The organism is Zunongwangia sp. L-65, assembly GCF_056859415.1.
The window spans coordinates 13641-28003 of sequence record NZ_JBSXOK010000055.1 but is presented as its reverse complement, the minus strand read 5'-3'; the positions used below and the strand labels follow the sequence as shown (position 1 = coordinate 28003).

At 39.1% G+C, this 14363-nt stretch carries 16 protein-coding genes; all 16 read left to right on the top strand.

Features of this window, described 5'->3' with window-relative positions; translation table 11 throughout:
- The first annotated feature begins 22 nt into the window (after positions 1 to 22).
- The 16 genes from AC13DP_RS08600 to AC13DP_RS08525 all read left to right on the top strand — a co-directional run bounded on the left by AC13DP_RS08600 (position 23) and on the right by AC13DP_RS08525 (position 14361).
- Positions 23 to 1012 (top strand): phage protease, encoded by a 990-nt coding sequence (locus tag AC13DP_RS08600; protein WP_483067579.1) that lies wholly within the window; start codon positions 23 to 25, stop codon positions 1010 to 1012.
- Between the two features lie 69 nt (positions 1013 to 1081).
- On the top strand, positions 1082 to 2200 hold the full coding sequence (locus AC13DP_RS08595; RefSeq protein WP_483067578.1) for a hypothetical protein: 1119 nt from the start codon (positions 1082 to 1084) through the stop codon (positions 2198 to 2200).
- Positions 2201 to 2267: 67 nt separating this feature from the next.
- Positions 2268 to 2897: a PAS domain-containing protein gene (locus tag AC13DP_RS08590; RefSeq protein ID WP_483067577.1), complete on the top strand. Its 630-nt coding sequence runs from the start codon at positions 2268 to 2270 to the stop codon at positions 2895 to 2897.
- Positions 2894 to 3790, top strand: a complete 897-nt coding sequence (locus tag AC13DP_RS08585) for an N-acetylmuramoyl-L-alanine amidase (RefSeq protein WP_483067576.1) — start codon at positions 2894 to 2896, stop codon at positions 3788 to 3790. Before AC13DP_RS08590 ends, AC13DP_RS08585 begins: the two co-directional genes overlap by 4 nt.
- A 2-nt stretch (positions 3791 to 3792) precedes the next feature.
- On the top strand, positions 3793 to 4239 hold the full coding sequence (locus tag AC13DP_RS08580) for a hypothetical protein (protein WP_483067575.1): 447 nt from the start codon (positions 3793 to 3795) through the stop codon (positions 4237 to 4239).
- A 2-nt stretch (positions 4240 to 4241) separates the two neighbouring features.
- Entirely contained in the window at positions 4242 to 4772 is a 531-nt protein-coding gene (locus AC13DP_RS08575; RefSeq protein ID WP_483067574.1) for a phage tail tube protein, read from the top strand.
- Between the two features lie 101 nt (positions 4773 to 4873).
- Complete coding sequence (locus AC13DP_RS08570) at positions 4874 to 5266, top strand: hypothetical protein (RefSeq protein WP_483067573.1); 393 nt, start codon at positions 4874 to 4876, stop codon at positions 5264 to 5266.
- Positions 5267 to 5277: 11 nt separating this feature from the next.
- Complete coding sequence (locus AC13DP_RS08565) at positions 5278 to 5484, top strand: hypothetical protein (RefSeq protein ID WP_483067572.1); 207 nt, start codon at positions 5278 to 5280, stop codon at positions 5482 to 5484.
- Entirely contained in the window at positions 5468 to 8950 is a 3483-nt protein-coding gene (locus tag AC13DP_RS08560; RefSeq protein WP_483067571.1) for a hypothetical protein, read from the top strand. Before AC13DP_RS08565 ends, AC13DP_RS08560 begins: the two co-directional genes overlap by 17 nt.
- Positions 8950 to 9849 carry a hypothetical protein gene (locus tag AC13DP_RS08555; protein WP_483067570.1) on the top strand — a complete coding sequence of 300 codons (900 nt, stop codon included), beginning with the start codon at positions 8950 to 8952 and terminating at the stop codon, positions 9847 to 9849. Before AC13DP_RS08560 ends, AC13DP_RS08555 begins: the two co-directional genes overlap by 1 nt.
- A gap of 1 nt (position 9850) precedes the next feature.
- Entirely contained in the window at positions 9851 to 11248 is a 1398-nt protein-coding gene (locus AC13DP_RS08550; RefSeq protein WP_483067569.1) for a hypothetical protein, read from the top strand.
- A 6-nt stretch (positions 11249 to 11254) separates the two neighbouring features.
- On the top strand, positions 11255 to 12604 hold the full coding sequence (locus AC13DP_RS08545; protein WP_483067568.1) for a leucine-rich repeat protein: 1350 nt from the start codon (positions 11255 to 11257) through the stop codon (positions 12602 to 12604).
- A gap of 11 nt (positions 12605 to 12615) precedes the next feature.
- On the top strand, positions 12616 to 13017 hold the full coding sequence (locus AC13DP_RS08540) for a hypothetical protein (RefSeq protein WP_483067567.1): 402 nt from the start codon (positions 12616 to 12618) through the stop codon (positions 13015 to 13017).
- Between the two features lie 30 nt (positions 13018 to 13047).
- Positions 13048 to 13497 carry a hypothetical protein gene (locus AC13DP_RS08535; protein ID WP_483067566.1) on the top strand — a complete coding sequence of 150 codons (450 nt, stop codon included), beginning with the start codon at positions 13048 to 13050 and terminating at the stop codon, positions 13495 to 13497.
- A gap of 16 nt (positions 13498 to 13513) precedes the next feature.
- Positions 13514 to 13843, top strand: coding sequence for a hypothetical protein (locus tag AC13DP_RS08530; RefSeq protein WP_483067565.1), 330 nt, complete (start codon positions 13514 to 13516; stop codon positions 13841 to 13843).
- On the top strand, positions 13840 to 14361 hold the full coding sequence (locus AC13DP_RS08525) for a hypothetical protein (protein WP_483067564.1): 522 nt from the start codon (positions 13840 to 13842) through the stop codon (positions 14359 to 14361). The genes AC13DP_RS08530 and AC13DP_RS08525 overlap by 4 nt, the downstream gene beginning before the upstream one ends.
- Positions 14362 to 14363: the final 2 nt, after the last annotated feature.

Below are 14363 nucleotides of genomic sequence, written 5' to 3'. Positions count from 1 at the left end.
ATTTTACACGAATTGATTCAGCATGAAAAAAAGTAGCAAGCGATTTCCGATTAACACAGAGGTTACCAATGGTAATGGCTTTAGAGTATCTACAGAAGGTGTCGATCTATCACATTTTAAGCTTAATCCTCTTTTACTCTGGATGCATGTACGTCCAAAAGGAAAGAGTAAAGATGAAATTCTACCGCTTGGATATTGGGAAGATATACAACTGAAAGATGGTCAGATCACTGGAGTACCTGTATTTGACGATGAAGATGAATTTGCCATGAAAATTTATCGAAAGGTTGAAAATGGCAGTATTAAAGCTGCTAGTGCAGGTTTAAAGCCGGTAACTTTTAGGCTTAAATCAGGTGAAAAATGGCTTGAAAAATCAATTTTGAAAGAAGCAAGCATCTGCGATATGGGATCCAACCATGAATCTGTAGGAGTTGTCCTTTATGATGACAACGATCAGTTAATTACGCTTGCTGAAGCATTACCAAAGGATTTTAACAAAAACGACGATATGAAATTACTTGAATTATCTGCGGCTTCAGTATTGCCGCTATTAAAACTTAAAGAAGATGCGAGTGCTGCAGATGCACATTCAGCAATTCTTAACCTGGTAACAACATCAAACAACCAGGCAACCGAAATCGTAACGCTTAAACAAGAGAAAACCGATCTAAAAAAGGAGTTAGATGATCTTAAAAAAGCTGATGAAAGTACTAAGATTACAGCCTTAGTAGACAAAGCCGTAGAAGATCGTAAGATCACAGCCGATCAAAAAGCTAGTATGATCAATCTTGCCGAGTCCAACTACGACAGCGCAAAAGCTTATTTAGAAAGCTTAACACCATCCCCAACGGTAGCAAGCCAAACCGGTAAAGGTGGCGATGCTGCAAAAGAGCTTATGAAGCTTAGCTGGAAGGAACTGGATGCACAAGGAAAACTTATCCAGCTTAAAGAGGAAAACTTTGATGGCTTCAAGGAAAAGTTTAAAGAGGAATTTAAAACCGATTACAAATAACCCAAATCATCAAAAAGCCAGGAACATCACCTGCATTCATTATTCAAAAAACGAACAACATTAAACATCATGAAACAATTTAAGCCTTTACATTTACTCTTGAACGCATTTATTGTGTTTCTTATCGGTACGGCATTCTTTGCACCTACTCTGGATTTAGTAGCAGCTTCATTTGCAATTGGAGCTATCACCGGTACCGCCTTAAAATTTATCCCTGAAACCAAAAATCTTGCATTTATGGCCATTCAGGTGCAGATCTGGGAGAACCATATCGAACAGGAGATTTTTAAGGATAATACCTTTCTTAGAATGTCGCACAATGCCGATGATAATGTAATCAATAGCCGTGCGGTTCATATTCCACAGTCTGGAGGTAGCGGAAATGTTGTTAAAAACAGGACAAACCTACCTGCAAGCGTTAGAAAACGTAATGATACCGATGTAATTTATTTATTGGACGAATACACTACAGATCCGGTATTTATTCCCAACGCTGATACCAAAGAGCTTTCTTATGACAAAAGAAATTCTGCTTTAGGTGAAGACCGTGATAAAATTGTAGAAACGGTTGCAGAGGAGACGATTTACAACTGGTTGCATTCTCCCGTATTTGAAGCTTATGGAGCAACATCACTCCCTGCTGGTAACGTTCTTACGACTTCAGGTAATGCAATAGCTGCAACTGCACCAGGCGCGACAGGAAACCGTAAGGCATCAAGCATTTCAGATCTACAAAGAATGCAAACGCATTTCCGCCAAAATAAAAGATGGTTTGAAGGTCAGATGTATAGCCTTTTAAGCCCTGCGGACTTAGCTACGATGTTTCCTGCAGATAGCGTTTTAACCGCTACTTATATGCAAAATGTAACTGAAAAGGAACGTCGTGAAGGTGTGATTTTAAAAGCTCAGGGTTGGAATATCATGACCAGAAACTCGGTTGCCTATGTAGCTGATGACGGAACTATTAAAGCTCCGGGAGCTGTTGGAGCAACCACAGATGACGAAGCTTCATTATTCTGGTATAAAGATGCTGTGGAATTTGCGATGGGTGGCGTTGAAGCTTTCGAAAACTTAAGAGATCCACAGTACTATGGGGATATTTATTCATTCCTGGTACGATCTGGAGGAAGAGCAAGAAGAGCCGGTTACGAAGGAATCGCGCTATTAAAACAAGCTAAAACCGCATAACCATAAATAGTAGTGGATTGGCGGTGGCTGCCCCGTAAGGCAGTTGCCGCCTTAATAAAAATACACCATGTCAGAATTATTACAAAATGTTCTCAGTTTTCTTGGTGGTGGTGTTTTGCTTGGAATTTTAACGTGGATTATCAGTAACCGAAAGGATAAGCGCGAAGGCCTACAACAGGTAATTGACAATTATAAGGATGATAACAAAAGACTTAGGGACGAATTTTCAGAACTCAAAAAGGCTTTTGAAAAGGAAAAAGGAGAAAGAAACCATATAGAACTACAACTGCGTAGCGAAGTGATGCAATTGCGAAACAAGCTTTTGATTATGGAAAGTGCGCACTTGGATCTGCCGGTACCGCAATGGCTAAAAGATGTAGATGGTACAATGCTGGCGATAAATAAAGCTTACGAAAGTACATTCCTTGAGCCAATGGATAAAGAAGCTTCAGACTATATTGGAAAAACCGATAAAGATGTTTGGGATAAGGCTACAGCTGAAAGTTTTGCAAGTAATGACCGTATTGTAATGCGCAGCAAAAAACCTTTTCAGACGCAGGAATCCATAAAGCTGGAAAACCATATTGAGGTCTGGGAAATACTGAAGTATCCGCGATTTAGCGGTAATACGCTTATAGGTATTGGCGGCATCGCCTTTAAACGAATTAAAGATCAAACAACATCAGCAAGAACATGAGGAGAATTGATTATATAGTATTGCATTGTACTGCGGGATCTCAAAATCAATCCATAGCATCCATTAAAAGTTTTTGGAAAAATACATTGGGCTGGAAAAATCCAGGCTATCATTTCATTATTAAGGCTAATGGTGAAATTGTTCAATTAGCACCACTTTCACAAATAGTAAATGGTGTAAAAGGAAAGAATGCTAATAGTATTCATATTAGTTATACCGGCGGTCAACATGGTATTGATAATAGAACCTGCGAACAAAAAGAAGCTCAGGAGAAGAAAGTACGTGAGCTAAAATGTCAATTTCCTAATGCCAAAGTTGTAGGTCATCGAGATCTTTCTCCAGATTTAAATGGAGATGGAATCATTCAATCCAATGAATGGACAAAACTTTGTCCTTCTTTCGATGTGGCTAAATGGCTAAAATCGATTGGTTTAGTATTAGCCTGCCTATTCATTGTTGGTTGCGGTGGTTCTAAACGTCCGATTGTAGAATCGGTTTCTACCATCGATAGTACAACGGTAACTAAATCGGTAAGATTGCGAGATACCATCGTAAGAACTCCTTATTATAAAATAGGTGTTTTTAAGTCTATTAAAGACCTGGTAAGTTCAAAAGATCCAATCACCTCGAACAAAGGTAATGCAACTGTAAGCCTTTGGGCAGAAAATGACACCATCTATGCTACTGCAGAGTGTGATTCTCTCGAAATTCAACTGCAATTAAGGGATAGCATTATCAAAACATTGCGCCAGCGATTAACCGAGAGGAACTCGGTGCAACAGGTTAAATATATCCCCTGGACAGTTAAAGCCTTAGCCTGGATTGGTGGGATTGCTGTCTTTATTACGGTGGCCTTTGTGGCCTATAAAATCTTTAAACCAAAATTTTTGTAAACATGACAAATAAAGAAGTAGCGGATCATGTATTCGCCAGAAATCCAAAAATCGATAAGGTACATGTGACCAGCGATAAGCAGGCTTTTTTTGAAAAGCATCAAGCTGAAGGCCATGCACAGCGTCTTAAAGATCAAAAGATAGAGACGTTTAGTAAAAAACTTGAAGAGGCTAAGGAGAAGCTAAAATCTAAGGTAAAAGAACTTAAATCGAAATCCACCGATATCCTTGATGGCAATGTTTCTGAAGTAGCCGATAAGGTTAAAGCCATCGATAATGTTGAAGCGCTTAATACACTTGCCGAGCGTGAGAAAGCTGGCGATGATCGTAAAGGCGTGAAAGAAGCGATTGATAAACGTATCGCTGAGCTTTCTGAAGACAACGACAACGACCAGGACGAAACCGGAACTGGTGACGACAATAACGAAAAAAACGATAACACCAAGTAAACATGGGAAAATACAAATATGGCTATAAAAGCCTAAAAATTTGGGATATCGATCCCGCCACCGGCCTTAAGGCAGATGGTACCGATTACCAGCTGAAAGAAGATATCTACCGTGATTCTTTCAACATCGTGGAAGAAGAAGGCACGGTAACCGATGAATTTAGCGAAATGGATCCAGATCCTAAAGTGAGCTTTACCGAACAGGGGAAAACAACGCTTCAGTTCTCTATTATGGATACTAGAGTAGAAACCTTAAAACTATTAAAAGGTGGGGAAGTCGTTACTGCCGACGGAAAAAAGACCTGGAGCAAACCAAGAACCAATGTACAGATCGAGAAGTACATTGAGATGGAAACTGTAGACGGGCAAACCATTATTGTTCCCAGAGGGAAATTAATGGCGCGCTATAACAATGAAGTACGCCGTAACGGTATTGCTTTACTCGATGTAACCATTAGCGTATTGGTACCTGAAGTTGAAAATCTTGCGCCAATGGACTTTGTGGAAGTAGATCCTGATTATGTAGCACCATAATGAAAAAAGAGCAGGAAAACCAGGCCACTGAACGTCTGGCCGCTGAAACTATTCTGCAAAGGGGCGTCAAGTGTAAAATTGCCGCCCCTTTTTTCCTAAGAATGTTTGGGAAAAAGACAATTACCATAAAATTGGGCAGTCCATACCAGGGTACCATGTTCCGCGTGGCTTCTTATTATTTGAGTACCGGAATTTCAGATCATAAGCTGGAGGAAATTACCACCGAGGAAGCTGTAGCGTTAATGAGCATTCATGGTAAGGCGATCTCAAAAGCCGTCGCCTGTGCTGTGTTAAATGGCTACTGGAGCGGGAAACTATTGACGAAACCTTTCGCCTGGTATCTGCGCTGGCATTGTAATCCTCGTGAGTTATTTGCCCTTATCGCCGCCTTGTTAATTTATGGAGGTACATCAGATTTTATGAATACTACCAGATCGGTACGTCAGATGAAGATCACCGCACCAAATCTGGGTCAAAACGAAAAGGGGAGTTAATACAAACAGGAATGCATAGCCCCTGGGGAATCCCCTATCAGCTAGTTCACGAGACCGGCTGGAGTTGGCATACCATTTTATGGAAAGTAAGCAGGGCAAATTTGATGCTCATGATGGCCGACCGTAGCAATTTTAAACATACTGATGAAATCGACGATGCCCAACCCGGCACAATCAACGATTTAAAACGAATTACGCAAAATGCCAGAAAGATTTGATCCGATAGATATCAAGTTCTTACTCAATTCCGACGATGTAAAAATCGAGTCGAAAAAGATTAAGGATAATATAAAAGGCATTGCCAACAACGCTGACGATGCAAAAAAACGCATTTCAAAAAATGGTGGTGTTGCCGCTCCTTTAACGGCTGCAGGTAATGCGGCTGAAGCTGCTGGCGCAAAAGCGGCGGCCGCCAAACCTAAATGGAATGGTTTAGGTAATTCTATCAATCAAATCACCAGGGAACTTCCTGCATTTACCTATTCTGCCCAAACGGGGTTCCTGGCAATATCCAATAACCTTCCAATCCTGGCAGATGAGATTAGCCGTATCAAACGCGAAAATGATGCGCTTATAAAGTCTGGTCAAAAAGGTATCCCGGTTTGGAAACAAATTACCAAAAGTCTTTTTAGCTGGAATACGGCTTTATCTTTAGGAGTTACCCTTATCACGATTTACGGGAAGGAGATTGGAGATTTTATAAGCAACTTGTTTAAAGGCAAAGAAATACTTGATGAGCATAAAAAGGCTGTAGAAGCATTAAATAATGCTTACGAGAGCAGTGAATATCAGAGAGTAATTGCTGATATGATTGAATTGCGAAGTGTGATCTCTTTGGCGAAGGATGGACTTATTGATAAGAAGGACGCGCTCAACAAGTACAATGAAACATTAGGAAAAGCTTATACTAAAACTGACGATCTAAATGAAGCTGAGCGCATCATGATCGAAAAAGCCCCGGCATATATCGAAGCGATGCTTTATAAGGCCGCTGCAGCTGAGGCGACTTCTGAAGCTGCAAAAGCTTTGGCAGAAAATCAAAAAAAGCAGTTTGATACTCAAGAAGAGATCAATAAAAAGCAAAAAGAGCAGGATGAAGCCTTGAAAACCGGGCAAAGTTCTGCGAACATGGCGCAGGGTAATTATTATAGTGTTTGGACAGCTTCAGCTACCCAGGGCTTAAAGGCATTGCAAACCGATCTCGACAACCTTGAGGAGGAAGGCAAAGAAACACAGGAAAAAAGTTCCAGAATTGTCGAGAGCCTAAATAAAAAAGCTGCGGAAATAGCCAAAAAAGCGGGATTGGATATTTTTGGCGATAAAGATAAGAGCGGTGCCGGTGTTGATAGCTTCATTGACCGGAGGAAAAAATTACTCGAGAAAATAGCCGATTTGGATCGGGAGTATGCCAGAAAACAACTGCAACGTGATGAGGAGGAACTACAGGCACTAAAGGATAAGTTTACCAAAGTTCGTGAGTTGATCGAGGAATTTAATAATGATCCAAAAAATAAACAGGCCAAAATAGATATCACAGCACTGGATCCTATCGAAAAAAAGGCTACAGAAGAACTTAAATATCGTCAAGGTACCCGAAATCTTGAAGAGGAGCTGAAGAAACAAAAAGCAGTCTGGAAGGAGATCGAAGAGTTTAAGGCTCGTTTTGGTATTGAAAAAGCAAAAGAACGCTACGGGAAAGAATTGGAGCAATTCGAAAATTTTGCAGCATTAATACGGCAAAAAATAGAAAATAACCAGTTGGCATTCGATGCAGTTCAGGATGGTACCGCAACTGGTGGAGAATCTGATCGCGTAAAGTTATTGGAAGCTTACCGGCAGGAAGAACTTCAGGTAGAGCGTGAAAAATACATGGATCTTTTAGAGGAATATCAAAGCTATGTACAAAAACGAAAACGTGCCACCGAGCTTTTCCAAAACGAATATGAGAAGTTAATCCAAGAACAAAATTACCAAGAAGCTGAAGAACGAAAAAGAAGATACCAGGAAGAGATCGACGATTTAAACGATGCTAACCTAAAGCGTAAGGATGCCTATAAAGAACTTTTTCAGCAAATAGGTCGACTAAGTATAGAAGAGGGTAAAAGAATTATAGCTAATGCCAGAAAGCTTATTGAAACTCAGGAGATGAGTGCAGAGACCAAAGCAAGGATCCTTAAGCTTATTGCTGATACCGAAGAGAAAATACGCAATCTCAAAGCCGATCAAATTTATGACATTGCTCGTGGTTTCGATCTATTAGGCCAAAGTCTATATAATATCGGTCAGGATATTGGATCCCCAGCACTTTCTGGAATGGGGAGCTTCCTTACTAGCGTTGCCGGTGGTTTAGCTGATCTACAGGAAGCCATGAATTGGGATGAAGATACGACCGATATGGAAAAGGCAACGTTCTATATGGAGAATGCTGTGCGATTAATGGGCATTATAACCACAGCAGCGCAACAAAGAAAACAAGCCGAGGAAGAATATTATCTGGCCATGATCGGATATCAGCAAGATTACAATACAGCCCTTAACGATCAGATAAGGTTGCGAAGTATTCTTGATGAAAGTGTTTTTATCACCGATTATGAAGGCAGGATAACAGACGCCAATCAAGCGCTTATTGATGCTAATGAAAAGTATCAGGAAAGTCTGGAGAAGCTTGATAACGGGCGGGTAAAAACCGGTAAACGTAACGCTGTAGATTGGGGAGCCGTAGGCCAGGGCGTTGGTGCCGGTGCCGCTTTAGGATCTGCTTTTGGGCCGATTGGTACCGTAGTGGGCGGTTTTGTTGGTGGTATTGTCGGCTTGTTTGGCGGCAAAAAGAAAAAAGACCGCTGGGGCGATCTGCTTACTGAATATCCAGAATTGGTGGAAGAGGCTGCCAATGGTCAGCAAAAAGTAAATACCGCATTAGCGCAAAGCCTTATCGATAATGGCCTACTTAACGATAAGACCAAGCAGTTAGTACAAAACGCGCTGGACTGGCAGGAAGCTATTGAGGAAGCTCGTGGACAAATAAAACAAGTAATTACCGATTTAAGTGGTTCACTTTCCGGTGATCTTCGTAATGCTTTGGTAGACGCTTTTCGAAACGGTGAAGATGCCGCGGTAAAAATGGGCGATACTGTAGAAAAGGTATTGGAAAACATTGTGTCTAACCTTGTATTCAACAAAATTTTCTCGGATGCCTTTTCCAAACTCGAAGACGACATGGCCGCCAGTTATGATATAGGTGGGGATCAATCCTGGTTAGATGATTTTGCCCGTTTTTTTAATACCGCTGAAGGGCTTAATGATGATTATCTGGAAGCTATGCAAGCTGCCAAAGATCAGGCAAAAGCCTACGGCTTTGATATTTTTGAGCCTGACGATGAGCCAGATGATCCAAGAGGTTTACAAGGTGCTATCCGTCGGGAATTGACCGAGGAAACGGGTAGTGAATTAACGGGGCTATTTCGTGGCCAGTTTGATATTACGAAGCGGCATTTTCAATTGCATGAGCGCCATTTTGAACTAGAGCAACGCCATTACAATGCAACCATTTCAATTATGCAAAGCTCTGCACTCATCGAACAAAATACAGCAGCTACGGTGGTGCAATTAGCATTAGCAGTAAGCGAACTAAAAAAGATCCAGGATAACACCAAATCAACTACCGCAAGGGATATAGGACGATAATGTATAGAATTAATAACATACCGCTTTCTAATTTCGGCATTGTTCCCGGAAAGCTCGACGATTCTAATATCGCCGTAGCCGGAATATTGGATATGCCTGCAAGGATAGGTAAAACATTTCATGACTGGACAGGTGAAGCCGGTGTGGAACCTTACGTGTTACCGTCTGAAATTAGATTCGGCGCGCGTACTATTGGCTTTACGGGTTTTATTGTAGATGATAATGCTACAGCGCTTTTACAAAGTTTTTATCGTGAAATCGATACCTGGACGGCATTAGTGCCTTTCCAAACGCCGTGGAGCGAACACATGGTATATATCAAAAAACGCATAGAGGCTGAAAATCCGCAGCGCAATTTTGTAAGAATACGAATGGAATTTGAAGAGCCGGTTTGCGCGATACCAAACTATCCCGTGAAAGGAATAGATACAGAAAGCCCAAATATTGATGGTGTTAGCTTTAAATCTTTAAACATGGTTTTAACGGCCTTTAATGACCGTTTTAATCGGCCAGAAATCAAAGATCAACAATTTACCGCTTACGAGACTGAAGGCTACCAGATCACACCATCACAATCTTTACGATTTGAAATGGAACTGGCGATGTATGGCAAAGGCTATGAAGAATTACAATCTAAAATTGAGCAATTACATGCAATGATGGCTGCGCCGGGAGTACGGGAAATTAGTACCGGTCGAAATAGTTTCCAGGCTTTTTGCCCTGAAGGGTTTAATGTGACGAGGATACTTATTGCACCAAACTACGGGCTGGCAAAAGTAAGATTGAAATTAATGGCAACGTCTGGAACAGGCGCAAGTGCATTGATATTAAAAGAGCTGCTAGATAACCAGGAAGCTCAATTTATAACAAACAATGATCAAGTAATAGAACTCTATTAAAATGGCAGGAACGATAAGATTTTGGTTAGGAATGGAATATCGAGGCGATGGATTAAAACGCCTGGATAAAATATTGGTTGGTAATTCTGATACTGAAAAGTCTGAATATATTGACTTAACCGACCTATTGAAGGTCTTTACCACTGCCGACCTTAATGAATCGGCGACGAGAAAATATATAACTCCAGAGTTATTACAAAAGCTGGAGAACTTAAGTGAAGGAAATTATACCCTTGAACAATTAGGAGAGTATTTCTATCCTAAGAATACAAATCCTAATGACTATTTAACGGCTGATAGCAATCTGGCCGCTGCAAAAATTACAGGAATTCTAGCTGCGGCTTTAATTCCGGGTCTCGCCGCTAGTAAAATAACCAGTGGTACTTTTAGTGCTGCTCGTATTCCTGATCTTTCTGCCAGTAAAATAACCTCCGGAGTTTTTGATATTGCCAGGATCCCAAATATTCCCGCAAGCAAGTTAGAAGATTTCACTACCGAACTAGGAAAGTACATTTTAAAAACTGCTATAGGAACGGCAAACGGAGTTGCGCCATTAAATGAAAATTCGCAGTTATCAGAAGCTTATATTCAAAATCTTAACGCTAGTAAGATCACTGCCGGAACTTTTGCTGAAAGTTTAATTCCTTCGGTGTTTTTGAAGCTTAGCCAAATTGTTGACGATTTAACCTCGGAAGATCCAGAGGCATTATTATCGGCAAACCAGGGACGCGTGCTTAACGAAAGAATTAACGGTCTTGCAGGATCTAAGTGGTTAGGTGAATTTACTTCTAAAGCAAATTTATTAGCTGCTTATCCTGAAGGTGATGAGCAATTATGGCATGAGGATTTACCAGGATGGAACGCCGATGTAGATGCTGGGGAAGATGTGGATATCGAACATTATATTTTCGATCTAAGTGATAAAGAATGGGTAAAACAGTTGGGACGTAGCAATATTGAAACTGCTACGAGCGTACAGCAAAAGTATGAGAGTAACCCGGATACTTATCGGTTAAATGAGGTCAGAAAGAATAAATTGGATGGTTTACCGGTGAACGTTGCAAGTTCCGAAAATGTGGCTACCGCAAAGCAGGAAGCTATAAATGATCAGAAAATAACTACTGTCGCAACCAGTAGGGCATTATCGGATAGCGACCACAAAGCCATTCTTTTGATTACGGCTTCTGTTACACTTACCAATCCCGGAAATCTAAGGTCAAATTTTACTTGTGATTTAGATGTAACAGATACAGGGCAAGCAACTATAAATGATTCAGCAGGGGACGGAAGCACTTTAGATTTCCCAAGCGGAAAAATCTTAGAAGCTGATAAGATGGGAACGGTGTTTATACGCCCTGACAATGGTTTATTGAGGGGAAAAGGTGAATTTACAGAATAAAGTATTATGGGACTAAGACGTACGATTTTTGGAACAAAAGCAGATAATTTACAAATAAATACAATTATAGGCGGTGTCTCTACATCTATAAATACACCCTTTAGTTTAGCTAATAAAATAGGGATAAATCAATCTGAAATTTCTGCCTTTAACATTATAGGAAATGATGTTCATGCTAGAATTGAATCTAAATACACTATAATAAATAATGCTTTCAGAAACAGTACTGAAATAAATAAATATATAGATATTGATGGTAAATGTGAATCTATTTCAGATGGTGCTTTTATGGATATTTCTAATACTGTAGAAATAAAATTTCCGGCTGTTACATTTTTGGGTTCAAACACATTCCGGGGCACACTTTTAACCAGTGAAACAGAACAAATAGAATTCCCTGAATTAATAACTATGAGAGATAGTTTTAAGTTTGGAAAATTTGATAATAAAGGTTTTTCAGCGCCTAAATTAGTAAGCTCCCCGACTTATAGTAATTCCAGTGCTTTTGATAGATTACAAGGTGTTAACTTTTTCAATTTACCGTCATTAACATTTGAAGGAGTTGGTTCCAGAATGTTCGCTGAAATTGTGAAAGGTGATACAGAAAATCCTTATATGAATCTAAGCATAGAAAAAATATTAAATGATAACGGAAAAGCACCAGGTCAAATAAATAGTATAAGTAATGTTTTTTCGGTAAATTATATAGATTATATACCAGATCAAAATTACAATATAATAATCGGGAATGCTGCTAGTTTTGTTAATACAAAAATTGACTTAACAAGTAAATTGTCGGTCGGTACGGCAGAAATACTCGAATTTGGCGTATCTGGTTCTGATGCAGTTGCCAAAGTTTCAGGAAATTATACGGTTCTTCAAAACGCATTTTTAAATCTTTCAATAACAAAATTTATTGATTTAGATAATAAATGTAAAACTATAAATTCAGGTTCGTTTCAAGGTATAACTAATCCATTAGAAATAAAATTAGAAGGTTTAGAAAATGCTTATGGTGAAAATTTCCGTAACACAATTATCTCAAATGAAAAAATTATAATGAACAATCTTATAGAGATGGAATCGATGTTTAAATTCAGTAACATTGATGAGTTTGAAGGTTTAAACTTAGAAAAATGCGGAACCTCTGGATTTGACAGATGTTCCCCGAGTAAAATAAATGTTCCTAAACTTTTACAACTTGGTCCGGGTCATGGTGCTACTTATGTTTTTTATCAAATCCCAAGTAATTGTGAGTTAATACTTAAATCAGATTTAGCAACGATAAACAATGGATCAGAAGAGGGCGATGTTGCCTATGCAAGAGATAGAGGATGCACAATAACTTATGTTTAAAATTTAAAATTATGATAGTAAGAAGCAAAAATCCACTTATAATAGATGCACGTACTGGTGAAAAATCAATTGTATCCCTTAAGGTTACAGGCTGGACTAAAGAATGCAAGAACAATCGATATCGAGCTGAAGTTTCAGATTCGATTGTCACCAATGTAGAACTTCCATCTATTGGATCTCCCTTGAAATCCTACAAACAATTCAATTCGAAAACGGTATTCTATTCGAATGCGGAGATCGATGCTCTTTTTTCACAAATAGGAGAAAGCATCACTCCAGATCTAAGCTATTCACAAAAGCAATCTGAACTTATAGTAAAAGCTCTTCTGATCATCACTCAGGAGACACCAATTTACGGAAGTAGTTCGGAGGACTGGGAGCTTGTAGACGAAACCTTAGAAATCGCAGAATAAACATCATTCATTAATCAAAATTTAGACATCATGATTAAACAACTTTTTACAACTCGGAAATTTTATCAATTCAAGGATAGGAAATTCATTAAGATCGATCCTCTTTTTATTGCTTTTCTCTTTGCTATTATCATCGCTACTTTTGGTTTGGAAACCTCTGTGAAATATGGATTTCAATTTAGCTTAAGAGAATTTATTTTCTTCCTTCCAATATTAGGATTAACGGGACTGTACCTTTACAAGTTTTTTAATCCGGCAATTGCGGTTGAGGATATCCCGGACGATTGGTCAAAATTAGATTACTTAAGCAGTCAGTTAGATGATCTAACTATTGAAGAGACAAAATTGAGGGCTAAACTCAATGAAAAGTTTAAAGTCCATTTTGGAGTTTCTTACGATGAAGGTATCCACAAATGGTACAATAAATTTCAGCCTTGGTTAATTCCATTTAGCGTTTTCATTATCGTCATCATCTTCTAATTATTAACAATCAATCATGAAACAAACAATCATTACCATCATCATTGCTCTTTTTTCAATAGCTCTAAGCGCACAGGAAAAGCAGCCAAACGCAGTTGGAACGGTAATTCAGCTAACTGAAGAATCTGCAACGGTTCAAACCGAAACCAGGATTATTGAAATTCAAATTAATACCATAGAAGGTAAGCTTCCATTACAAAAGGAACGCGAGTACCAATTCATTTACGATATCATTGATAACGAAAGCATGATACTTAAGGCGAAACTTATCGACTATGAGGCTACTCCGAATCAATCAAAAAAGGACGTGCTTAATATGCTCCGTAAATACGACATTATAAAATGATGTACTTACGATATGCATGTTGGGTATTATTGGATTGGGTATTCTATATCCTTCAATATTTTATGTTTTTCCCAGCCTATTGGACTTATCTTTTAGGTTGGGAAGTACCTTTTGTTCATTGGTTTTTTCATACTGATAATCCTTACGGAGAACGTCATGAGAAATTTTGGAAACATTACGGGCGAAAAAAATGGTGGGTTGCCTGGCGTTGGAATTGCATGCGCAATAGCCATTGGAACTTTAAAACAAAAGTTTGGATCCCCAAAAAGGGAGAAATAACAGATATAGAATTCAAAAAGAAGTCGGAAGAGAGCCCAAATATTAGGACGCCTTACAATTTTGCAAATCAGGGGGAATTTTTAGCTGAATATAAAATCGATCATCGAACTAGTTATTTCTTCTATGCTTCTTGCCATCCGGTCTCATATCCCTTTTTTGGAAAGCTACTTAGGCAGATCCATTGCGGCACAGATCCAAACTATCGATTTACATTAAAAATCAGACATCGAAAGCTATAAAT

What these genes read in the sequence shown, in the direction of transcription:
- AC13DP_RS08580 (WP_483067575.1), top strand. Translation starts at nt 3,793, where the DNA reads ATGACAAATAAAGAAGTAGCGGATCATGTATTCGCCAGAAATCCAAAA.
- AC13DP_RS08565 (WP_483067572.1), top strand. Translation starts at nt 5,278, where the DNA reads ATGCATAGCCCCTGGGGAATCCCCTATCAGCTAGTTCACGAGACCGGC.
- AC13DP_RS08560 (WP_483067571.1), top strand. Translation starts at nt 5,468, where the DNA reads ATGCCAGAAAGATTTGATCCGATAGATATCAAGTTCTTACTCAATTCC.
- AC13DP_RS08530 (WP_483067565.1), top strand. Translation starts at nt 13,514, where the DNA reads ATGAAACAAACAATCATTACCATCATCATTGCTCTTTTTTCAATAGCT.
- AC13DP_RS08525 (WP_483067564.1), top strand. Translation starts at nt 13,840, where the DNA reads ATGATGTACTTACGATATGCATGTTGGGTATTATTGGATTGGGTATTC.
- AC13DP_RS08595 (WP_483067578.1), top strand. Translation starts at nt 1,082, where the DNA reads ATGAAACAATTTAAGCCTTTACATTTACTCTTGAACGCATTTATTGTG.
- AC13DP_RS08540 (WP_483067567.1), top strand. Translation starts at nt 12,616, where the DNA reads ATGATAGTAAGAAGCAAAAATCCACTTATAATAGATGCACGTACTGGT.
- AC13DP_RS08535 (WP_483067566.1), top strand. Translation starts at nt 13,048, where the DNA reads ATGATTAAACAACTTTTTACAACTCGGAAATTTTATCAATTCAAGGAT.
- AC13DP_RS08585 (WP_483067576.1), top strand. Translation starts at nt 2,894, where the DNA reads ATGAGGAGAATTGATTATATAGTATTGCATTGTACTGCGGGATCTCAA.
- AC13DP_RS08555 (WP_483067570.1), top strand. Translation starts at nt 8,950, where the DNA reads ATGTATAGAATTAATAACATACCGCTTTCTAATTTCGGCATTGTTCCC.
- AC13DP_RS08600 (WP_483067579.1), top strand. Translation starts at nt 23, where the DNA reads ATGAAAAAAAGTAGCAAGCGATTTCCGATTAACACAGAGGTTACCAAT.
- AC13DP_RS08590 (WP_483067577.1), top strand. Translation starts at nt 2,268, where the DNA reads ATGTCAGAATTATTACAAAATGTTCTCAGTTTTCTTGGTGGTGGTGTT.
- AC13DP_RS08550 (WP_483067569.1), top strand. Translation starts at nt 9,851, where the DNA reads ATGGCAGGAACGATAAGATTTTGGTTAGGAATGGAATATCGAGGCGAT.
- AC13DP_RS08575 (WP_483067574.1), top strand. Translation starts at nt 4,242, where the DNA reads ATGGGAAAATACAAATATGGCTATAAAAGCCTAAAAATTTGGGATATC.
- AC13DP_RS08545 (WP_483067568.1), top strand. Translation starts at nt 11,255, where the DNA reads ATGGGACTAAGACGTACGATTTTTGGAACAAAAGCAGATAATTTACAA.
- AC13DP_RS08570 (WP_483067573.1), top strand. Translation starts at nt 4,874, where the DNA reads ATGTTTGGGAAAAAGACAATTACCATAAAATTGGGCAGTCCATACCAG.